This window comes from Pseudomonas sp. RA_105y_Pfl2_P56, from assembly GCF_963970845.1.
Lineage (GTDB): Bacteria > Pseudomonadota > Gammaproteobacteria > Pseudomonadales > Pseudomonadaceae > Aquipseudomonas > Aquipseudomonas baetica_A.
In genome coordinates, this window is record NZ_CAXAPL010000031.1 from 55348 (window position 1) to 73837 (window position 18490).

Genomic DNA, 18490 nt, shown 5'->3' on the forward strand with positions numbered 1-18490 from the left:
CCCAGGCCGGGGGTTTTGTTTATGTGGAAGATTAAAGTCCTCGCTCCCCCCTCCCCCCGCATACCCCGTCTACACTCGAAACAATCACCCTTGAGCCATAACGAGAGCGTTATGCCCAGACTGGCGTCCGTGCTTTTTTTGCTGTCACTGATGATCTGGACCGCAACGGCTGCCGCGCTGACTCTGACCGATGAAGAACGTAGCTGGCTGGCGGCTCACCCCGACTTGCACCTGGGTGTGGATGCATCGTGGCCGCCCTTTGAGTTTCGCGATGACCAGGCACGCTATCAGGGCTTGGCGGCTGACTACATCGACGTCATACGCCAGCGTCTGGCGATCAAGCTCACCCCCATCGAGCCTTCGAGCTGGACGCAAGTCCTGGAACAGGTCAAAAGCGGCAAGATCGACCTGCTGCCGGGGATCATGTCCACCCCGGAGCGCCAGAACTACCTGTCGTTCACCCGCCCTTACCTCGACTTCCCGATTGTCATTCTGTCCCATGTCGGCGGCGCGCAACCGCGCAAGATAGAAGACCTCTACGGCCTGAAAATTGCCGTAGTGAAAAACTATGCGCCCCACGAATTGCTTCGCCTCAACCACCCGGACCTGAATCTTGTCGCCATGCCCAATGTCAGCTCGGCATTGCAGGCACTGGCGACCGATGAGGTGGACGCGGTGGTCGGCGACCTCGCTTCAAGCGTCTGGAGCCTGCGTCAACTCAAGCTCGACGGTTTGTATGTCAGCGGCGAAACCCCATATCGCTATCAACTGGCGATGGCTGTGCCCCGCGAGAACAAAATGCTGGTGGGCATTCTGGACAAAGTCCTGGCAGACATGACCCCGGCTGAAATCAGCAGCATTCAAGAGCATTGGGTCGGTAACGTCCTCGATCACCGAACGTTCTGGTCTGACTTGCTGGTTTACGGCCTTCCCGGTCTGTTATTGCTGGTCATCATTCTGGCCGCCGTCATCCGCATCAATCGGCGCCTGAGCTCGGAAATCGCCCGACGTATCGACCTGGAACAGGAACTGCGCAGCAGCGAGTACCACTATCGCGGCCTTGTGGAGAGCCTTTCGGCCATTGCGTGGGAGGCGCGTATAAGCGACTTCACTTACAGCTATGTATCGCCCCACGCTGAAGACCTGCTCGGTTATCCGCTGGCGCATTGGCTGGTCCCCGGCTTCTGGCGCAACATCATCCATCCGGCGGATCTGACTCGCGCCCAGAGCTTCTGCGATCACGAAGTGCTGGCAGGACGCGATCACAGCCTCGATTACCGGGTGATCACCGCCGACGGTCGCTGTCTGTGGGTGCGCGACATCGTCAGCCTGATCGAACACGGCCACGAACCGGTGATGCGTGGACTGATGATCGACATCAGCGAGACCAAGCGCACCGAAGAAGCCTTGCGGCTCTCGGAGCAGAAATTCGCCTCGGTCTTCCAGCAATGTCCGGACATTCTGGTGATTGCGCGGCTATCCGACGGTTGCCTGCTGGAGGTCAACGAAGCCTTCGAGGAGCAGATAGGCCTGAAAGCCGAAGAAGTCATCGGCCAGACGGCCACCGACCTGAATATCTGGGGCATTCCCGGCGTGGGTCCGGGGTTGTTGCAGCGCTTGCAGGCCGGCAGCATCCGCAACCTGGAGATGCCCTTCCGGCGCAACAACGGCCAGGTGTTCACCGGCCTGATCTCCGCCGAGCCGTTCGACCTCGACACGACGCCTGCACTGGTGGTGGTGGTGCGCGACATCACTCAGCTCAAGGAAACCCAACAGCAACTGCAAACCTCGGAGGAGAAATTCGCCAAGGCCTTTCACGCTTCACCGGACGGTTTGCTGCTGTCACGCCAGAGCGACGGTTTGCTGCTGGAAGTCAACGAAGGTTTCAGCCGCATCACCGGCTTCAACAGCGCGATGTCGGTAGACCGCTCGGCGCTGGACCTGGGGATCTGGGTCAACCTCAACGAACGCAAGCAGATGCTCGACCTGCTGCATCGCGACGGCTTCGTCCGCGACTTCACCTGCCATATCCGCCGCAGCGACGGGCAGATCCGTCTGTGCGAAGTGTCCAGCCGTCCGCTGCCGATCGGCGAAGAAGACTGCATGTTGACCATCGCCCGCGACATCACTGAACGCCACCTGATGCAGGAAAAACTGCAACAGGCTGCGACCGTGTTCGAGAGCACTGCCGAAGGCGTATTGATCACCGATACCCAGCAACACATCAGCGCGGTCAACCGAGCCTTCACCGAGATCACCGGCTATAGCGAAAGCGAGGCGCTCGGCCACACCCCTCGCCTGCTCGCCTCGGGCCTGCACGACAGCGCGTTTTATGCCGCCATGTGGCATCAACTGACCCACGAAGGTCACTGGCAGGGCGAGATTTCCAACCGGCGCAAGAACGGCGAACTGTATCCGAGCTGGCTGACCATCAGCGCCGTGCGTAACCGCGACAAATTCATCACTCACTTCGTTGCGGTGTTTGCCGACATCTCCAGCCTCAAGCATGCCCAGGCCAAACTCGACTACCAGGCCCACCACGACCCGCTCACCGGCCTGCCGAACCGTACGCTGTTCGAAAGCCGCTTGCTGATGGCGCTGAACAACCAGCAGGAAAACGGCAGCCAAGGGGCGGTGCTGTTCCTGGACCTCGACCGCTTCAAACACATCAACGACAGCCTCGGCCACCCCGTCGGTGACCTGCTGCTCAGGGGGATCGCGGTTCGGTTGAAAGAACAAGTGCGCGACATCGACACCGTCGCGCGGCTAGGCGGCGACGAATTCATCATCCTGCTCCCGGGCCTGCAACAGGCGAGCGACGCCGACAATATCGCGACCAAACTGCTCAATTGCTTCGGTGCACCGTTCCAGGCCGGCGAACACGAGTTCTTCATCAGCGCCAGCATCGGCACCAGTATGTATCCGCGCGACGGTTGCGACGTGGCCACCCTGGTGAAAAACGCCGACGCCGCGATGTATCGCTCCAAAGCCAAGGGCCGCAACCGCGTCGAAAGCTACACCCGCGACCTCACCGCCCAGGCCAGCGAACGCGTGGCGCTGGAACACGAACTGCGCCGGGCCATCGAACGCGATGAGTTGCATCTGTATTACCAACCGAAAATCAGTCTCGACGACCACAGCCTGGTGGGCGCCGAAGCACTGATTCGCTGGCGTCATCCGACCTTCGGCGACGTACCGCCCGAGCACTTCATCCCATTGGCCGAAGAGAACGGAATGATTCTGCAGATCGGCGACTGGGTGCTGGAAACCGCCTGCCGGCAAATGTTTGAGTGGAATCAGCTCTACGAAAGCCTCGGCCCGCTGTCGGTCAACCTCGCCGGCGCGCAATTGCGCCAGCCAAACCTGCTCGGACGCATCGAACAACTGCTCAAGGACAACCGCCTGCAGCCAGGCTTACTGCAACTGGAAATTACCGAAAATTTCATCATGAGTCAGGCCGAAGAGGCGCTGGCCGTCTTGCACCAGCTCAAACACCTCGGTGTACAACTGGCGATCGACGACTTCGGCACCGGCTACTCCTCACTCAGTTACCTCAAACGCCTGCCGCTGGACATCCTCAAAATCGACCAGTCTTTCGTTCGCGGACTGCCCGACGACCCCCACGACGCGGCGATTGTGCGCGCCATCATCGCGCTGGGACGGAGCATGCAATTCACCGTAATCGCCGAAGGCGTGGAAACCCAGGCCCAACAGAAATTCCTCGCCGCCGAAGGGTGCGAACAGATCCAGGGCTACATCGTCAGCCTTCCCCTGCCGCCCGAAGAATTCGCCGCAACGTTTCTTCGTATTGCCGTATCGGATTTTTCGGATAGCACAGCCGAGAAACCATCGCTATAATCCGCGGCCTACTGAGGGCCTATAGCTCAGTTGGTTAGAGCAGAGGACTCATAATCCTTTGGTCCACGGTTCAAGTCCGTGTGGGCCCACCACATTGAAAGCCACGTATTACGTGGCTTTCGTCGTTTCTGGCATCTGAAAAAGTCGGTCAGATGGATTGCACAAAATGCGTTCCGTCCAAAATTCGTCCAATTTCAGTTTTGGACGGACGTTTACGCCACCTCAACGACTTCCGATTTCGTCTCCAAGAGGCTGGCCAACGGATTCAGATTGACGACCTCGGCCAAGTGTCCAGGGCTGAAGTGAGCGTACTTTTGAGTCATGGCCAACGTCGCATGCCCAAGCACCTTTTGAAGCGTCAGGATATCCCCGCCGTTCATCATGTAATGGGATGCGAAGGTGTGTCGCAGGACGTGCGTCATCTGCCCATCGGGTAGCTCTAATCCGATCGCCTCAACACTACGCCGAAAGGTGATGGCGCAAGGTCTGAACGGCAGCGCGGCTTTCAATCGTTCCTCAAGCCGTTTCGAGATTGGCACAGACCGGTTCTTGCTGGATTTCGTGCGGCTGTAGTGCACCATCTGATTTCGCACCTGGCGCGGTTGAAGCGCTTCCGCTTCGCCCCACCTGGCACCGGTGGCCAGACACACTTCAGCGATTAACCCGGCGTCTGAGTCCCGTGTAGCCAGGTCACTCAACAACAGGTGAATTTGATCCGCCAGTAGGTAGGCCATCTCTGTTTCGTCAAACTTGAGTTTGCGCACCTTGTCTAACGGGTTGTCGGCATCCCACTCGCCAAGCCTGGCCAGCTCGTTGAATACAGCACGCAGATACGTCAGCTCATGATTCAGCATATTCGCGCTGACAGGTTTCGGATCCGCATCGCCCTTTGAGTAGCCAGCGCCTGGTGTCGTCCTGGAGTGCTTACCTTCTGCGCGCTCGGCGCGGTACTGCGCAAAGTGAGCAGATGTGAACTTGTGCGCCTTCGGGTTCCCCATTCGATTGACCATGCTGATCAACAGCGCGAGACGCTGTTTGCCGGTCTTCAGGTTTTGCCCATGGACGACATACCAGCGATTAACCAACTCAAGCATGCTTCTGGCGTCGTGCTTGGCAGGTTTGGCAACCCGCCCCGACGCAGCCTCCCCCATGACCTTACTGTGGTAATGGGTCGCTTCGTTTTTTGTAGGGAAAATTCTGCGGGTTCGATAGCCGTAGCTGCCATCGGGGCGACAATCAACCTCGTAGCGGCCATCCGGTAGTTTCTTTATCGGCACGGGTTTACACAGGGCTGATCTGCCCTGCCTCCGGGATGGTTTGGCCGGTCATCAGCCACATCGTGTATTTGGTGAACTGAGGGTGCTGAGTAATTTTCAGAAGCTCCGACGACGCGACTGTCTTACTTCTCCCGTACTCATACCCTTTCCAGGTGTTGATCCCGATACCTGAAAGCTCACACATCTCAGACTGGGTAAGCCGCTCCCGAGTACGTATAAGGCGCAGCTTTTCACCGAGGTTCACTGACCGATCACTGGGCTTATCTGGCCACAGTCAGGTGCCGTCTGATCCGTCACCAGCCAGAGCGCGTATTTCATGAACCGAGGATGGGTGGTGATTTTCAGTAACTCGCCTGAACTCACCTCCTTCCGTGCCCCGTATTCGTAGCCCTTCCATGTCCCAAGCTTGATCCCTGTCACTTCACAGATTTCCGACTGAGTCAGCCGCTCGGTTAAACGAATTTCCTTGAGCTTTTGCCCGAGTTCCATGTGCGCCCCTTGACCTTACTCATTTGAGTACTTAATATCCTCATATGTGTACTTTTACTGCACATATGACGAAGGAGCTTATCAAATGCAGATCACCATAGACACGCCTTACACGACAGTTCGGGAGCTTGCGCGTCGGTCGGGACAGTCCGAACGTGCGATCCGCAATGACATCGAGCGCGGCCGAATCCTCATTCGCGCCAAGGCCGAGGGATCTAAAGAAGCACTGTTGATCAATATGGTCGCTTTGGCCATGGAAGCAGCAGAACAAGCCGAACGCGTGTCTGCCAAACCGACCTCTTCCAAGCGCTAAGGCACGGTGATGAACGCAAGAACACGCATCACCTCCGACCAATTCGAAGAGATCTATCAGACTGACGTCGTCAAGGCGTTGGAAAACGATAGAGAGCTGGACTTCAAGGACATCAGTGATAAGTACCTACAGAAAGGAACCTGTCCTAACTGCGGCCAGCAGAAGCTGTTCATCAGTCGCGAAAAGCCCTATCGGTTGAAGTGCAACCGCGATAACGAGTGCCAGTTCGAACAGAACACACGGGAGCGTTACAGCTACCTGTTCGAAAACTTGAGCGAGCGTTTCCCGGCTACAGAAGCCAATCCCAACGCCACGGCAGACGCCTATCTAAAGCGCAACCGCGGTTTTGATGTAGCCAAACTCGCCGGCTGGTACGCCCAAGCTAAACGCAAGATGAAGTCAGGCGTCTGGGCCGATACCGTCCGCTTTCCGCTGTGCAACGGTTACTGGGAAAGGATCATCGACGAGAGCATGGTTGCCGCAAACAAAGGCGACAAAGCTGGCATCAAGTTCGAAATGTCTTACCAGAACAGCGGCTGGACGCCACCAGGGCAAACCATTGAAAAGAGCGATCGGGTCTACATAGTGGAAGGGATCTTCCACGCGATCGCTCTACACCTGGCCGGCAAAAAGGCGATCGCATCGATCAGTTGCGTGAACTTCCCTTGGGCGATTGTGGAAGCGAACAAAGGCAAGCTGGTGACATGGGTCATCGGCCTTGATGACGACAAAGCCGGTCACAAATACATTCCCAAGTATCTGAAGATGCTGCGCGGCATGACAGAAATAGCCTGGGTTGCTCTCGCCGGCGAACGCGATTGGGATGATGTGTACCGGGATGGTGAACTGGACGACAAATTTCTGGACGACGCTTGTTATCGCGGCCGGCTGTTCACCGCTGAAAGCACAAACAAACTCGCCTACTTGCTGTACCTGCGCCGGCCAGCCGGCTTCTATCTGCTGGAGTTTCGTAACCAACTGTATTCGGCCCGGGTCAACCAAGCAGACCTGAGCAAGGATCTGGGCGAAGACAAGGTGGACGGCAACCGCGAGATCTTTTCCCGCAATGTGAAGATAGCGCAAATATCCAACTGCATCCCCAGCCTGGATTACCTCGAAAAAGACATCATCACCGGCGAGCAACGCTACTACTTCGACTTCCGTTTTCCCGACCGCAGTCGCAGCGTTCAGGCGCCACTACCATCGAGCGCCATTGCAGAGCCGCGTGGATTCGTCCGGGCAATGCTCGACTTCACGCCAGGCGGAAACTTTGAGGGCGGCGCCCGTGAGCTGGCCATGCTCAAAGCCAAATGGCTGAACGATGAGCGGCGCCCGGTGCGCACTGTTCGCAGCCTCCCGTTCATTGGCTACGACGAAGACTCAGGCACCTACTGCTATCCAAAGTTCGGGTTTCATGGCGGCAGAGAGTTGCAGGTGAACAGCCACGGTTTCATCGAGGTCAAGGGTGCCGGTGTAAAAACCGCTTTGGTGAACACAAAGTTCGAACGCGGTACCGACTTCGATCCGGAATGGTTCCCCGACTTCTTAGCGGTTCATAGCCTGAATGGCCTAGCCGCACTGTCGTGGTGGACAGCGTCACTGTTCGTTCAACAGATTGGCGTTCAGCAGGCGTCGTTCCCTTTCCTCGAGCTGACCGGCGAACCAGGCGCGGGCAAGTCCACCCTACTACGATTCCTGTGGCGCTTGATCGGTCGCGACAACATGGAAGGCATTAAACCCAGTGGCACCGGTGCCAGCGCCGTGGGCCTTTCACGCGCCCTTTCCGAAGTCAGCAACTTACCGGTTGTCCTGATCGAATCCGATCGGACTTACACCGATGCCCAGGGCCGATCAGTGACGGTGCAATTCGCCTGGGATGAAATGAAGACGCTGTATGACTATCACGCCCCTGTACGTGTAACCGGCGCGAAGACCACCGGTAACGAGACGCGCACCAGCATCTGGCGCGGTGCCTTGGCCATCTCACAGAACGAAACAGTGGACGGCTCCGAGGCCATTCTTTCGCGCATCGTGCATATGCACTGCACCAAGGATCACCACTCGCTGGCCCTGAAGCCGATGGCCGATCGGTTGAAGATCATGAAAGCCAAGGAGCTGGGCGGCTTCCTGCGCCGTGTACTGGCTTTCGAAAAACAATGGTTGGAGCGCTACTTCGAGGCATTTCCGCGCTATGAGAAACGTCTTCAGTCCATCAACGCCCTGACGGAAGCGCGGATCGTCCAGAGCTTTGCGCAAGTCCTTGCAGCGGCCTACGCAACCCAGGCGCTGTTTCCCACCTGGACGGACAGAGACACAGAAAGCCTGGCTAAACATCTGGAGGCCCGCGCCATCGATCGCCAACAGCGCTGCCGATCGGAGAACCCGACCGCCGCCAAGTTCTGGCAGATCTATCACTACTTGAATGAAGACGTGGTGACCATCATCGATGCCGAAGGCGAACGCGAAGAGACCCGCGAAACGCTCAACCACAGCATCGACAAAGAACTCATCGGCATCAACATCGAGCATTTCCAGCAGGCCTGTAGAAAGGCTGGCCAAGACGTCATTCCTGACACCCAGTTGCGCCGCGCATTGGCCACCAGCACCACCCACAAATTCATTGAGACGCGTAAAGCACGGTCACGACTGGAGAAACGTTCTCTGTGGCTTTGGTTCTTCAGCAAGCGGGGGGAGGCCTCATGAAACGTATGGGTCAGCAGGTGTATCGGGTGTGCATGGGTAAGAGCTTGGCTTTTGTGCGAAGTCCCCTTGTTTGTCCGGAACATCCGGAACATTTCTATTCAATAGATATAAACATCAATAAATACAGTTACTTACTGACAAAAAAATGTTCCGGTCGCACTGGAACATTCCGGAACACACCGGAACGGATTGTGTTCCGGCATGTTCCGGCAATGTTCCGGTCAGCGTTTTTACCGGAACACGGCTGTAGCCCTTACAACACAAGGCTTACAGCCGATTCGCAAAAAAACGTGTTCCGGAATGTTCCGGTAGTACCGGAACATTTTCGCTCAGCTACAGGCCCCGTAAATCAAGGGTTACAGCCAATCACTTTTTAAATGTTCCGGATGTTCCGGACTCCGAGCGGTCTTGCGCGCGTTTTTTACTGGCGGACTCGACTCACCCTCCTGGATCAAGAGACCCAGGCTCATAAAAAAGGAGCAACACCATGCAAGTACAAGTCATCACCGGCGGCCAAGCCACAGGCAAAACCACCCGGCTACGCGCCATTCAAGCCGAACTACAAAAGCAGGGGATCGAGGCGCCAATCCTCGTCGGCCAGCAATGGACTACCCCGTACTTCGTGAACCTGATCGCAGAGAAAGCAATGGCCGGTGCCAAGCAATTCCTGGCCGACGACTGCACCCAGTTCCAGATCAAAGCCGCGATGAATCTGCAAGCCCAGGGCATTCACTCCGGAATCCCATCTGACTTTGTGGTTCACCTGGTGCGCCAAGCGTAAGGAGGGGGCAGCAATGATTATTCGCTTCGTAGCCAACACCCTGCCCGGCGAGCTGCCGTTACCGAGCAGCTACGTCGACCAGCGCTCACCGGAAGATCTGGCCGAGCTGGCAGCGGCTGCACATTGGAGGGATCACCCGGAGGACACGCCGACGTTCGTCACGGTCGTGCATATGCGCGATGTGGATGGGCATGACCTGGGATTGTTTGAAGTGCGCTGTGAACAGCGCCCGGTATTTACGGCAAGCCAACTGCGGCAAGCGTGAGAGAGACGGTGTCGAGGAGTTGCAGCTCCCCGACACCAACCACCACAAGAGGAGCAACACCATGCAAGCACAGCACCCAAGCAGCAGCGGTAGCAAGGCTATCACACCGCCCGGCCAACGCAGCAGCACGTTCATGCCCCCTCGCCCTCTGTTGGCGACGGCGATGATTGGAGCCGCCTTGATCGGCTACCTGGTTCACAAAACCCCGGACGCCCGGCAGCGTCTCGAAAGCCTGGCCGAAATGGCTCAAACCTTGGGCGATCTGTCCGATCGCGATGCTGACGTGGTCGCTCGACTGCTCGCCAAACCAATAGCAGTAAAACAGAAAGGAGTTAGCCCATGCTGATCGACGGTCAGTTTGTAGCAGTCAGTGAAGCGCAGTACGACGACGCCCGCAAACAGATGGAGTTGCCCGCCGACTTTCACTTGGTTGAGGCCACCGCCCTACTCCACCACAACACCGGGAATGGTTTGGCGCACATTCCGTTGCCGGCGGGCCTGGTGGTCGCCGCGTTTGAAGATCCACACGGACATCGGCGTTATGGCGTAGTCACGCTGACGACGCCCCGCAATAAGCCGTAATAGTTTTAGCGGCTAAAATTTCATTGATACTGTGATTCACCTGGGCGCTTCGGCGCCCTTTTTTGTGCCTGTAATCAAAGAAAGCTCTGCGCACTATTATTCCTTGACATACATGAAACCATAATTTCATGCAGACAAACCCAACAAAGATCAACAGCACAAAAAGCCAAACATCAAAAGAACTGAGCAATAGTTTAGCTATACAAAATCTTCGCGAGACCTCAACAACTAAAAAGCACCTAAAAATGAACAGTGCAATGCTTATGTACGTAGATACTTACGTACGCATGAAAGTATAAATTCATGCAGTCATTAATGAAATTTCCACAAAGCACAACTTCACCAAAGCACCAGAAAACTGGGGCTTCACAGATGAAAACCTACGGTGTAGCTTGGGTTTATAGGGAACTAAGAGAGCGTTGAATCCGTTTAAAATATTATTTGACAATCTAATTTTTAAATACGTAAAGTGCCCGGCATCTGACCCGCCCAGCATGGAGCCATAGAAATGGACGAGCGAACTATTATTCACACAAGAGACATCATCGAAGAGGTCGCAAAAGTATTAATGTCATTGAGCGTATCAGTCGGGGCTAGACCACTGAGCGAAGAGGAAAGCGGCGGTGTTGTAGCGACCATGACTTGGAGTCATGGTCGATTACTGGAATGTTCTAAAGAACTAGGAGAGTTGTTTAATCAGGTAGGCAATGAACTAAGCTGATCAAATAACTGACGTTGCTGAGCAATCGGCATTTCCCGTAGTCGGTCGAAAATCAACTGGTCGACCGACTGAGCAGAAGGACGCAAAGGGTGTGAATAGGTAAGGCTCATCACGAATGTATGCCCGCAACGTGGGTTGAGGCACTGGCAGTACAGCTTTGCATATTCCACATTCATGTTTTCCCGCGAGCCAATCCGAGCCTTACCCCCACAGTCTCTACAAGTGATCCGCATTGCGCCCCTTCCCAATGGTGTATGTACATACACTATTCTACGTGAAGCAGCCTCAAACCGCTGCGCCTGACTCAACAGGTTCACGCCATCCGATACGCCGATCAGGCCGCAGTGAATCATTCAACTGGTCGAACAACTGACAGATCGGTCGAATCTCGTTGTTGGTGTAAACCCGATCAATCTTTTCAATGTCGCCGAACCCTCCGCTGTTCTCCGGGATGATCCCGGCCAGCGCGGGGTTCATCCGCCACGCGGCAATCACGTCGTTACGGGTAATGTTCTTCACCTTCTCCAGCTCGTCTTTCGCCTGGAAATCCCCCACGGGAATGATCTGGATCGCCTCCTTATCGCCGCCCGGGATGTTGACGAACATCGAGCGGAAGTTACCCACACCCTTGCTCGCGGTGATCTGCGCCCTCAGCTCGTCCTCGTCGTCTTCGCTCAGGTTCGGGTCGTTGGTGTAGAAGATGTAGCCCGCGTGGGCGCCGTTGCTGTAGTAGCGCCGGCGGAACAGGGTCGCGGCCTCGTTAAGCAGCAGCGCTTGCATGCCGCCCAGGTAATCAGGCACGCCGTAGATGTTCTGTTCCACGTCGTAATTCATGACGTGTTCGATTTCGTCCTGGTCGAACTCCACTTCTTTGCCGTCCGGTAGCAGCATCACAAAACCACCGTCCACCTTGACCCGCATGTTGATCGTCGGCAGGTGCTCCATCTCAAGCACCTGCCCGAAGGCGTTGCGGTTACGCAGGAAATACGCCTCGCCGAACACCATAAAGTCGAGCCCAGCACGGCCCATGGTCGTGATCGAACAGCCCTCCGACGGGATGAACTCACGCAGCAACAGGTTGCGCTTGAACCCGGGAATGGCGCCGTGGTGTGCGTTGGCGCGCAGCAGTTTGGCCAGCCCCTGGCGCGACACCGGCGGCGTGTAGATCCGGCCGTCGTGCGTGGCGAACACGCCCAGGTACTGCCCGATGTTTTCGCTCAGTACCTGTTCGGGTGCGCCGAATGAAAACATCCGTGCTCGCCCGGGGGCTGCGGCTGCCGGTGTTTGCTGTCGTTTTTTTCGCGCCATTGTTTGCTGATCCAGTCATTGAGTAGCGGCTACGCCGCTGCTTGTTGGTATTGAGGGGTTCGTGGGCCAGGGCATGCATGATCGCCCAAGCGATATCGGCGTGACCCGAGGCGTCGGTACGCGATGCGCTGTAGGTGACTTGGCCACCGCCTGTGGTGCCGCGCTTGATCGTCAGGAAGGCCTGAGCGATGTCGTTCCAGCCGGCATCCCATTCGATCCGACTGCCCTGAATAGTGTCTTGGGCTTTGAGTACCAGGGTGTTTTTCGTTTCGAGGCTGTAGTGAATCGAGGTCGCACGCGGGTAGAAATCGCGCACTAGGTCAAACACGCCGTAGCCGATGCCGGTGGTATCGATGCCGATGTGTTGCACGTTGAACCGCTCGGTGAGTTTCTTGACCTGCTCCGCCTGGTACTTGAACGACTGCCCCCGCCAACTGTGCTTTTCCAGAATCCTGAACTTGGCGCCAGGCTCCAGTGGCGGTGCAACGACCACGCAACTGGCATCGTCCCGGGTACGGCTGGGGTCGTAGCCGATCCACACAGGGCTGTTGCCGAAGGGGCGCGGATCGTCGGGGTCGTAGTCGGCCCAAAGCGACAAGTCGGAGTAGCAGCGCTCCAAGTCGGATAGGGAGAACGCGCTCATGGTGCTGTCGATGAATTTGCACATGAACAGTTGCTCAAACTTGTCCTCGTCGTACTCCAGTTGCAACTGCTCAAGGTCGAATAGATCGCAACCGCCAGCAATGGCGTCCAGGATGGTGATGACCTTGCGCCATTGCCCGTCTGGGCACAGCGAGCCCATCGCCGCCTGTGTCTCGCTAGGCCACGGGTTCTTGGCGTTTTTGCGTTTGCTGTTGCGGAATTTCTCACCCGTCCAGAACGGGTAAGCCTGGTGCGATACAGCACTGGGCGTTGAAAAGTAGGTCTTGCGCCACTTCTTGTGGGTGGCCATGGCACTGGCGACGGTATTCAGTTTTTCGAAATCGCGAATCCAGAAATATTCGTCAACGTAGACGTGGCCATGGTGACCCTGGGCGGTGCTGCTGTTGGTGCTGAGAAAACGCAGTTCGGCCCATGGTTTGCCGTCTTTGCTCAGCACAATCGGGTTGCCGGTCAGCTCCAGGCCGAACCACTCTTGTGCGAACGCGATGATGTAACTGCGGAAAATCTCAGACTGGGCACGGCTGGCCGACAGGAAAATCTGGTTGTCGCCTGTTAGCACCGCGTCCATAAACGCTTCGCCGGCGAAGTAGTAGGTCAGGCCCACCTGGCGGCTCTTGAGGATGTTCCGAATTCGGCAAGTCAACGGATTCTGTTTGGCCGCGAACAGCTCCTTTTGGTAGCCGTACATCTTGCTGATGAACTTGTCGAGGAAGTCCACCTCAGTCAGCCCGCTGACGTCGTTTTTTACTTTCTTCTCGCGCTTCTTGCCGCCCTTGTCGCCTCGCTCGCGGCGTTCACCGCGCTGTCCCTGCCGTTCTCCCGGGTTGTCCGATGGCGCATCAGTGATCGTTGCCGGCAACGGTTTGGCGGACTGCTTCAATAGCCGATCGCGAACGGTCGTGAGCCTGTCCAGTTCGTCCAGTTCGCCTTTGGTCAGGGTGGCCGCTTTCTCCAGGATAAGGGTGATTCGCCGACCCACCGCCGTCAGCGGTTCCTCGTCCGACAGCATCTCGTCCCAGCCGCCCTTAGCGATCCAGTAATAAACGATGCGGATGTTCGGCAGCTTGAGTTGTGCCTGAATCTCTCGCGGCTTGCAGCGGCGCAGATAGAGGCGTTTAGCGGCTTCTTTGACTTCGATTGAATAGAGCATGGGCCGCAGTCTATGCGGCGAAAACACGTAAAACGCGGGGTTAAATTCCGCCATCCTCCTAGATCGTGAAAATAGGAGGAACGCAAAAGCAAAGCGTTTGTTTGGGCGCTGCTCGCTCCCTATCGTGGCGGCTCAAACCACCGACTGAGCGCAGTTAACGCCCATGCCCCGTTCCCTTGTTTCGTTATGGAAACGTGTCGCCACCAGCGGCACCACCGCCGATGGTCGCGAGATCCTTCCCCAGGAACTGCGTGACGCCGCCGAGACCTACAAACCGTCGAAGTACACGGCCGTTATCTGGAGCGAACACGAACGCTGGATGGGCTCCCACGGCACCGTTTACGCCGTGCGCCTGGTTGAAGAGGGTGAAGATCTGGAGCCGGGGCAAATCGCCCTGGAGGCGCAACTCAAGCCCAATGACAAGTTGCTGTCGCTGAACGACCAGGGCGAAAAGCTGTTTACCAGCATCGAGATTACCCCGAACTTCGCGAACACCGGCAAAGCCTACCTGACCGGCCTGGCCGTCACTGACTCCCCGGCCAGCCTGGGCACTCAGGAACTCTACTTTTCCCATAAGACCAGTAAGGCCGCGTACTTCGCCGCCCCGGTCGAGCTTGGCCCCCTGATAGAGGCTGAGCCCAAAGGCGAGCTGGGCAAGTTGACTGCACTGTTCACCAGCCTGTTCAAGCGCTTAGGCCTTGAAGAATCCCCCGCAGCACCTTCGCAACCCCAAACAGAGAGCAAACCCCCAATGGATGAAGCTACAGCCAAAGCGCTGGCGGCACTGGTCGAACAGTTGCTGCTCGTCTCTGCCGGCATTCAAACCCTGATCGAGCCTGTGACCGCTGACGTAGTGGTTGAGCAGGAACCGATCGATAGCGTCGAAACCTCCGTTCAGGACATTCTCGACACCGCCGAAGAAGAGCGCGAATTCTCCCGCCGCCGTAAAGGCGCTTCGACCACCACCGCGTTGGCCACTGCGATTGCCAACCTGGACAAAAAATTCAACACGCTGCTCAACACCCCGAAGGGTCGCCAAGTGCCGCGCTCCACCGGCGCGACTCACAGCCAAAAGCGGAGAGTCGTGTAAATGGCCACGCTGAGCAGCAACGCCCAAGAGCAGTTCGCTCTGATGCAGGACGATCTGGCCGAGACCTACAACGTCCAGGACGCGTCTCGCCAGTTCGCCGTTGAACCCGCAATTGCCCAGGAACTGAACGACAAAATCACCGAGAAATCCGACTTTCTGAGTCGCATCAACGTGGTACCGGTCAGCGAAATCAAGGGTCAAAAGGTGATGATCGGCGTGACTGGGCCAGTGTCCAGCCGCACCAACACCAAAACGACCGACCGTGAAGCCAAGGATTTCAGCGATCTGTCGGGCCTGGACTATGAGCTGTTTCACACCGAGTCCGATGTAGGGCTGTCTTTCGCCAAGATCGACAGTTGGGCCAAGTTCCCCGACTTTGCCGATCGCTACAGCGCGGCCGTGCAACGCCAGATCGCCCTTGATCGAATCATGATTGGCTGGCACGGCACCCACGCGGCTCCGCAGACCGACATCGTCGCGCACCCAATGCTTGAAGATGTGAACAAGGGTTGGCTGCAAATCGCCCGCGAACAGATCCCTGCCCAGGTACTCAAGGAAGGCAAAGCCGCCGGCAAAATCACCCTCGGCGCGGGCGGCGACTACGCCAACCTTGACGCCCTGGTGCATGACGTCAAACAGATGATTGATCCGGTGTTCCGTGATGCCGGCGATCTGATCGCCATCATCGGCAGCGACCTGTTGGCCAACGACAAGGGCAAGCTGTACGCCAAGCAAGGTGACACCCCGACCGAGAAGGAACGGATTGAAGGTGCCCAGGTGATCGCCACCTATGGCGGCTTGCCGTCCTTCCTGATCCCTCACTTTCCAGCCACGGGCCTAGTGGTCACCAGTTGGGACAACCTCTCGCTGTACTTCCAGGACAGCAGTTGGCGCCGTCACCTGATCGAGAACCCGAAACGCTCCCGTGTCGAAGATTACAACGGCCGCAACGAGGGCTACGTGATCGAGCAACTGGAAAAATTCGCGGCCATCGAAGCCGGCAACCTAGAGCTGCTGCCGTGAGCATTGCCCTGGCCCACAAACGGCGTGTTCTCGCGCTAGGCCCGGCGGCAGTGGCAACGGTCGAGCCTTACAGCTCCAGCACTGCCCTGGCCAGTCCAGCCAATGCGCAAAAGCACCTCAAGCTGATGGAAGGCGCGCTGGCGATCGATCTGGAACGTCTCAGCGAGATGAACAACCTCGCCAGCCGCCAGCAGCTCAAACGCGACGAACTGCTACCCAAATACATGGATTACGTCGAGCGCTACCGCGATTCCGGGCTGAACCACCCGAACTCGGTGCTGGTGCAAGTCATGGTCTGGCTGTTCGACACCGAGCAGTTCGAATTGGGCCTTGAAGTCGCAATGTTCGCCATCGGGCAAGGGCAACCCATGCCTGAGCGTTTTAAGCGTGACATCCCAACCTTCGTTGGCGATGCGGTGATTGAGTGGGCCGAAAACGAGCAGAAGTGCGGTCGCAACCCCGAGCCGTACCTGAGCAACATGCTGCCCTTCGTGGATTGTGAATGGGATCTGACCGAACAGATCCCGGCCAAGTACCACAAGTTGATCGGCATCCGTGCGCTCGACGCCAAGGAATGGGCGAAAGCCATCACCCACTTTGAACGTGCCACTGAGTTGCACCCCGCCGCCGGCGTGGGCACACGCCTGGAAGGCGCTCGTAAAGCGCTGGCAAAAGAACTGGCCACCAAAGCCGCCGAATAACCGACTACCCCCCCGGCGAGAAACTGTGGATGTGAGCCAACCATTTATGGCCCTGACCCACTGAAACAGTTTTCCCGCCCCTATTTGAGTGGCTAGCAATGAGCTTTTCCGGGAACCCCACCACCTTTGTGGAACAGGCGATTGAGAACGACGGCTTCTGGCCGAACCTCTCCGTGTCCGAGTTCCAAAAGGGTTACCGCCTGCCGGCGGAGTACCTGGTCGAGATGCTGGTCACTGATTTGAACACCGCGATGATTGAGGTCAACCGCGACCTGGCCAAGCGTAAAAGCCAGTGGCAGAACGTCGGCGTCACCACAGTGGAATCTGCGGACACCAAAGTGCTACCTGAGCGCACATTTCACGCAGCGACGTACAAGCGCGCCGTGTATTGCCGCGCCAAGGCCAGCTTGCTCACCCAGTTCGCGACCGTGAACCGTCGCGAAAGCGCTGAAAACATCGGCAAGGAATTGCCCGAGCGCGGCGAAACCTTTTTGGAGTTCAGCCAGCAGGCCGTCCGGGTGCTGCAAGGCCGTGGCCGCATCACGGCGGTGTTGCTGTGATCAAGCTGCAAGGTCTAACCGCGTACCTGCGCGAACGCCGCCTAGTCCAGCCTGAACAGCTCGACAGTTTCACCGAGCAGGTGAAGCTCTCGCTGATCTGGAAACCCGACGTCGCCGGCATGCACTTTGCCGATATGCACTATCGCGCCGCGATCATCCTGGAGCGATTCGCTGACCATCCTGCGCGCCTGATGGCTCTGGTTGGGAGCTGGCTGGAAAACCACGACTCCGACCGCGACCGACACGAATTACCGGCGCCGGAGTTCGCGGTTGAGCCGTTGGACAACGACCTGTTCGACGTGGAAATCACCCTGGAATTCGTCGAGCCGCAATATATGGCTGAAGAGCCGGGCGGTGAGATCGAGGCCTTCGGCAAACGCTGGGCGTTCCTCCCGTTTGACCTCTGGGTTGCCGAGCGCGGCGAGGTGGCCAGCGGTGAGCGCTAATCCGTGCGACCTCGATGTCAGGGGCTTACTCAACGTCGACGCTCAATTGGCGCTACTGGAGCTGCCGCCCAAGCTGCGCCGGCGTCTGCTGAACAACGTGACCAAGCGCGTGCGATCGATGAGTCGCAAGCGTCAACGCGCTCAGCAGAACGTCGACGGCTCGCCGTTCGCCGAACGCAAGGGATCGGCCAAGGGCAAGAAAAAGATGGAAGCCGGTCTGGCCAAGCTGCTGCAAGTCACGCGGGTCAGTGCCGATGAGGCCGAACTGGGCTGGAAAAACGCCCTGACTCGCTGGGTCGCCACGCAGCAACACAACGGCGTCACTGAGCGGCGTACTGCTGCCCAAATGAAGCGCTGGAACGCCGTTGCGCCGGGTATCGCCTGCACGGAAAAACAGGCGAAACGCCTGCGCCGTCTGGGATTCAGCGTTCGGCAGAAGGGCAAAAAGAAGCCGGCGCGGCCGTCCGTGGCGTGGATTCAACAGCATGTGAACTACGCCAAGGCCGGTCTGCTGATCCGCATTTTGAATGGCGAGAAAACCGAGACCTCCGGCGCGCAAA

Annotated in this window: 20 protein-coding genes and 1 tRNA gene; 15 read left to right on the forward strand and 6 right to left on the reverse strand. The window is 57.5% G+C overall.

Annotation, left to right across the window (positions count from 1 at the left end; genetic code table 11):
* Positions 1–111 precede the first annotated feature (111 nt).
* Together AACY11_RS20130 and AACY11_RS20135 are read left to right on the forward strand one after the other, a co-directional pair.
* Complete coding sequence (locus AACY11_RS20130; protein WP_339433293.1) at positions 112–3858, forward strand: bifunctional diguanylate cyclase/phosphodiesterase; 3747 nt, start codon at positions 112–114, stop codon at positions 3856–3858.
* A 15-nt stretch (positions 3859–3873) separates the two neighbouring features.
* Positions 3874–3950 (forward strand) — tRNA-Ile (locus AACY11_RS20135).
* A 120-nt stretch (positions 3951–4070) separates the two neighbouring features.
* On the opposite strand, the gene AACY11_RS20140 is transcribed toward AACY11_RS20135, so the two are convergent.
* The 3 genes from AACY11_RS20140 to AACY11_RS20150 are packed head-to-tail and all read right to left on the reverse strand — an operon-like array spanning position 4071 to position 5624.
* Complete coding sequence (locus tag AACY11_RS20140; protein WP_339495586.1) at positions 4071–5135, reverse strand: phage integrase; 1065 nt, start codon at positions 5133–5135, stop codon at positions 4071–4073.
* A 4-nt stretch (positions 5136–5139) separates the two neighbouring features.
* On the reverse strand, positions 5140–5379 hold the full coding sequence (locus tag AACY11_RS20145; RefSeq protein WP_141129358.1) for a helix-turn-helix domain-containing protein: 240 nt from the start codon (positions 5377–5379) through the stop codon (positions 5140–5142).
* Entirely contained in the window at positions 5376–5624 is a 249-nt protein-coding gene (locus AACY11_RS20150) for a helix-turn-helix domain-containing protein (RefSeq protein WP_141129359.1), read from the reverse strand. The genes AACY11_RS20145 and AACY11_RS20150 overlap by 4 nt, the downstream gene beginning before the upstream one ends.
* 85 nt (positions 5625–5709) lie before the next feature.
* Between AACY11_RS20150 and AACY11_RS20155 the strand changes: the two genes are divergently transcribed.
* From AACY11_RS20155 to AACY11_RS20185, 7 genes are all read left to right on the forward strand, one after another.
* Positions 5710–5937, forward strand: a complete 228-nt coding sequence (locus tag AACY11_RS20155) for a hypothetical protein (RefSeq protein WP_141129360.1) — start codon at positions 5710–5712, stop codon at positions 5935–5937.
* A gap of 9 nt (positions 5938–5946) precedes the next feature.
* Positions 5947–8640 (forward strand): toprim domain-containing protein, encoded by a 2694-nt coding sequence (locus AACY11_RS20160; protein ID WP_339495595.1) that lies wholly within the window; start codon positions 5947–5949, stop codon positions 8638–8640.
* Positions 8641–9127: 487 nt separating this feature from the next.
* Positions 9128–9421, forward strand: a complete 294-nt coding sequence (locus tag AACY11_RS20165; RefSeq protein ID WP_339433287.1) for a hypothetical protein — start codon at positions 9128–9130, stop codon at positions 9419–9421.
* A 13-nt stretch (positions 9422–9434) separates the two neighbouring features.
* Positions 9435–9686, forward strand: coding sequence for a hypothetical protein (locus AACY11_RS20170; protein ID WP_141129362.1), 252 nt, complete (start codon positions 9435–9437; stop codon positions 9684–9686).
* 61 nt (positions 9687–9747) lie between these two features.
* A complete protein-coding gene (locus tag AACY11_RS20175) occupies positions 9748–10032 on the forward strand; it encodes a hypothetical protein (RefSeq protein WP_277759551.1) in 285 nt (94 codons plus the stop codon).
* Entirely contained in the window at positions 10026–10268 is a 243-nt protein-coding gene (locus tag AACY11_RS20180) for a hypothetical protein (protein WP_339495587.1), read from the forward strand. The genes AACY11_RS20175 and AACY11_RS20180 overlap by 7 nt, the downstream gene beginning before the upstream one ends.
* 508 nt (positions 10269–10776) lie before the next feature.
* Positions 10777–10989, forward strand: coding sequence for a hypothetical protein (locus AACY11_RS20185; protein ID WP_339495588.1), 213 nt, complete (start codon positions 10777–10779; stop codon positions 10987–10989).
* Here the strand turns inward: AACY11_RS20185 and AACY11_RS20190 are convergent.
* The 3 genes from AACY11_RS20190 to AACY11_RS20200 are packed head-to-tail and all read right to left on the reverse strand — an operon-like array spanning position 10965 to position 14110.
* Positions 10965–11222, reverse strand: a complete 258-nt coding sequence (locus tag AACY11_RS20190) for an ogr/Delta-like zinc finger family protein (RefSeq protein ID WP_339495589.1) — start codon at positions 11220–11222, stop codon at positions 10965–10967. The two genes, AACY11_RS20185 and AACY11_RS20190, sit on opposite strands and share 25 nt — an antisense overlap.
* Positions 11223–11274: 52 nt before the next feature.
* The gene (locus tag AACY11_RS20195; protein WP_339495596.1) at positions 11275–12141 is read right to left on the reverse strand and encodes a phage portal protein; all 867 of its coding nucleotides are present in this window, start codon (positions 12139–12141) and stop codon (positions 11275–11277) included.
* The gene (locus AACY11_RS20200; RefSeq protein ID WP_339433283.1) at positions 12053–14110 is read right to left on the reverse strand and encodes a terminase large subunit domain-containing protein; all 2058 of its coding nucleotides are present in this window, start codon (positions 14108–14110) and stop codon (positions 12053–12055) included. The genes AACY11_RS20195 and AACY11_RS20200 overlap by 89 nt, the downstream gene beginning before the upstream one ends.
* A gap of 163 nt (positions 14111–14273) precedes the next feature.
* On the opposite strand from AACY11_RS20200, the gene AACY11_RS20205 reads away from it, so the two are divergent.
* From AACY11_RS20205 to AACY11_RS20230, 6 genes are all read left to right on the forward strand, one after another.
* Complete coding sequence (locus AACY11_RS20205) at positions 14274–15200, forward strand: GPO family capsid scaffolding protein (RefSeq protein WP_339433282.1); 927 nt, start codon at positions 14274–14276, stop codon at positions 15198–15200.
* Positions 15201–16223, forward strand: coding sequence for a phage major capsid protein, P2 family (locus AACY11_RS20210; RefSeq protein WP_339433281.1), 1023 nt, complete (start codon positions 15201–15203; stop codon positions 16221–16223).
* Positions 16220–16924 carry a phage terminase small subunit gene (gene gpM, locus AACY11_RS20215; RefSeq protein WP_339495590.1) on the forward strand — a complete coding sequence of 235 codons (705 nt, stop codon included), beginning with the start codon at positions 16220–16222 and terminating at the stop codon, positions 16922–16924. The genes AACY11_RS20210 and gpM overlap by 4 nt, the downstream gene beginning before the upstream one ends.
* Before the next feature lie 98 nt (positions 16925–17022).
* Entirely contained in the window at positions 17023–17484 is a 462-nt protein-coding gene (locus AACY11_RS20220) for a head completion/stabilization protein (RefSeq protein WP_339495591.1), read from the forward strand.
* Positions 17481–17930 carry a phage tail protein gene (locus AACY11_RS20225; protein WP_339495592.1) on the forward strand — a complete coding sequence of 150 codons (450 nt, stop codon included), beginning with the start codon at positions 17481–17483 and terminating at the stop codon, positions 17928–17930. The genes AACY11_RS20220 and AACY11_RS20225 overlap by 4 nt, the downstream gene beginning before the upstream one ends.
* The coding region (locus tag AACY11_RS20230; RefSeq protein WP_339495593.1) for a virion morphogenesis protein at positions 17920–18490 on the forward strand (571 nt) is incomplete at its 3' end. The genes AACY11_RS20225 and AACY11_RS20230, both read left to right, overlap by 11 nt.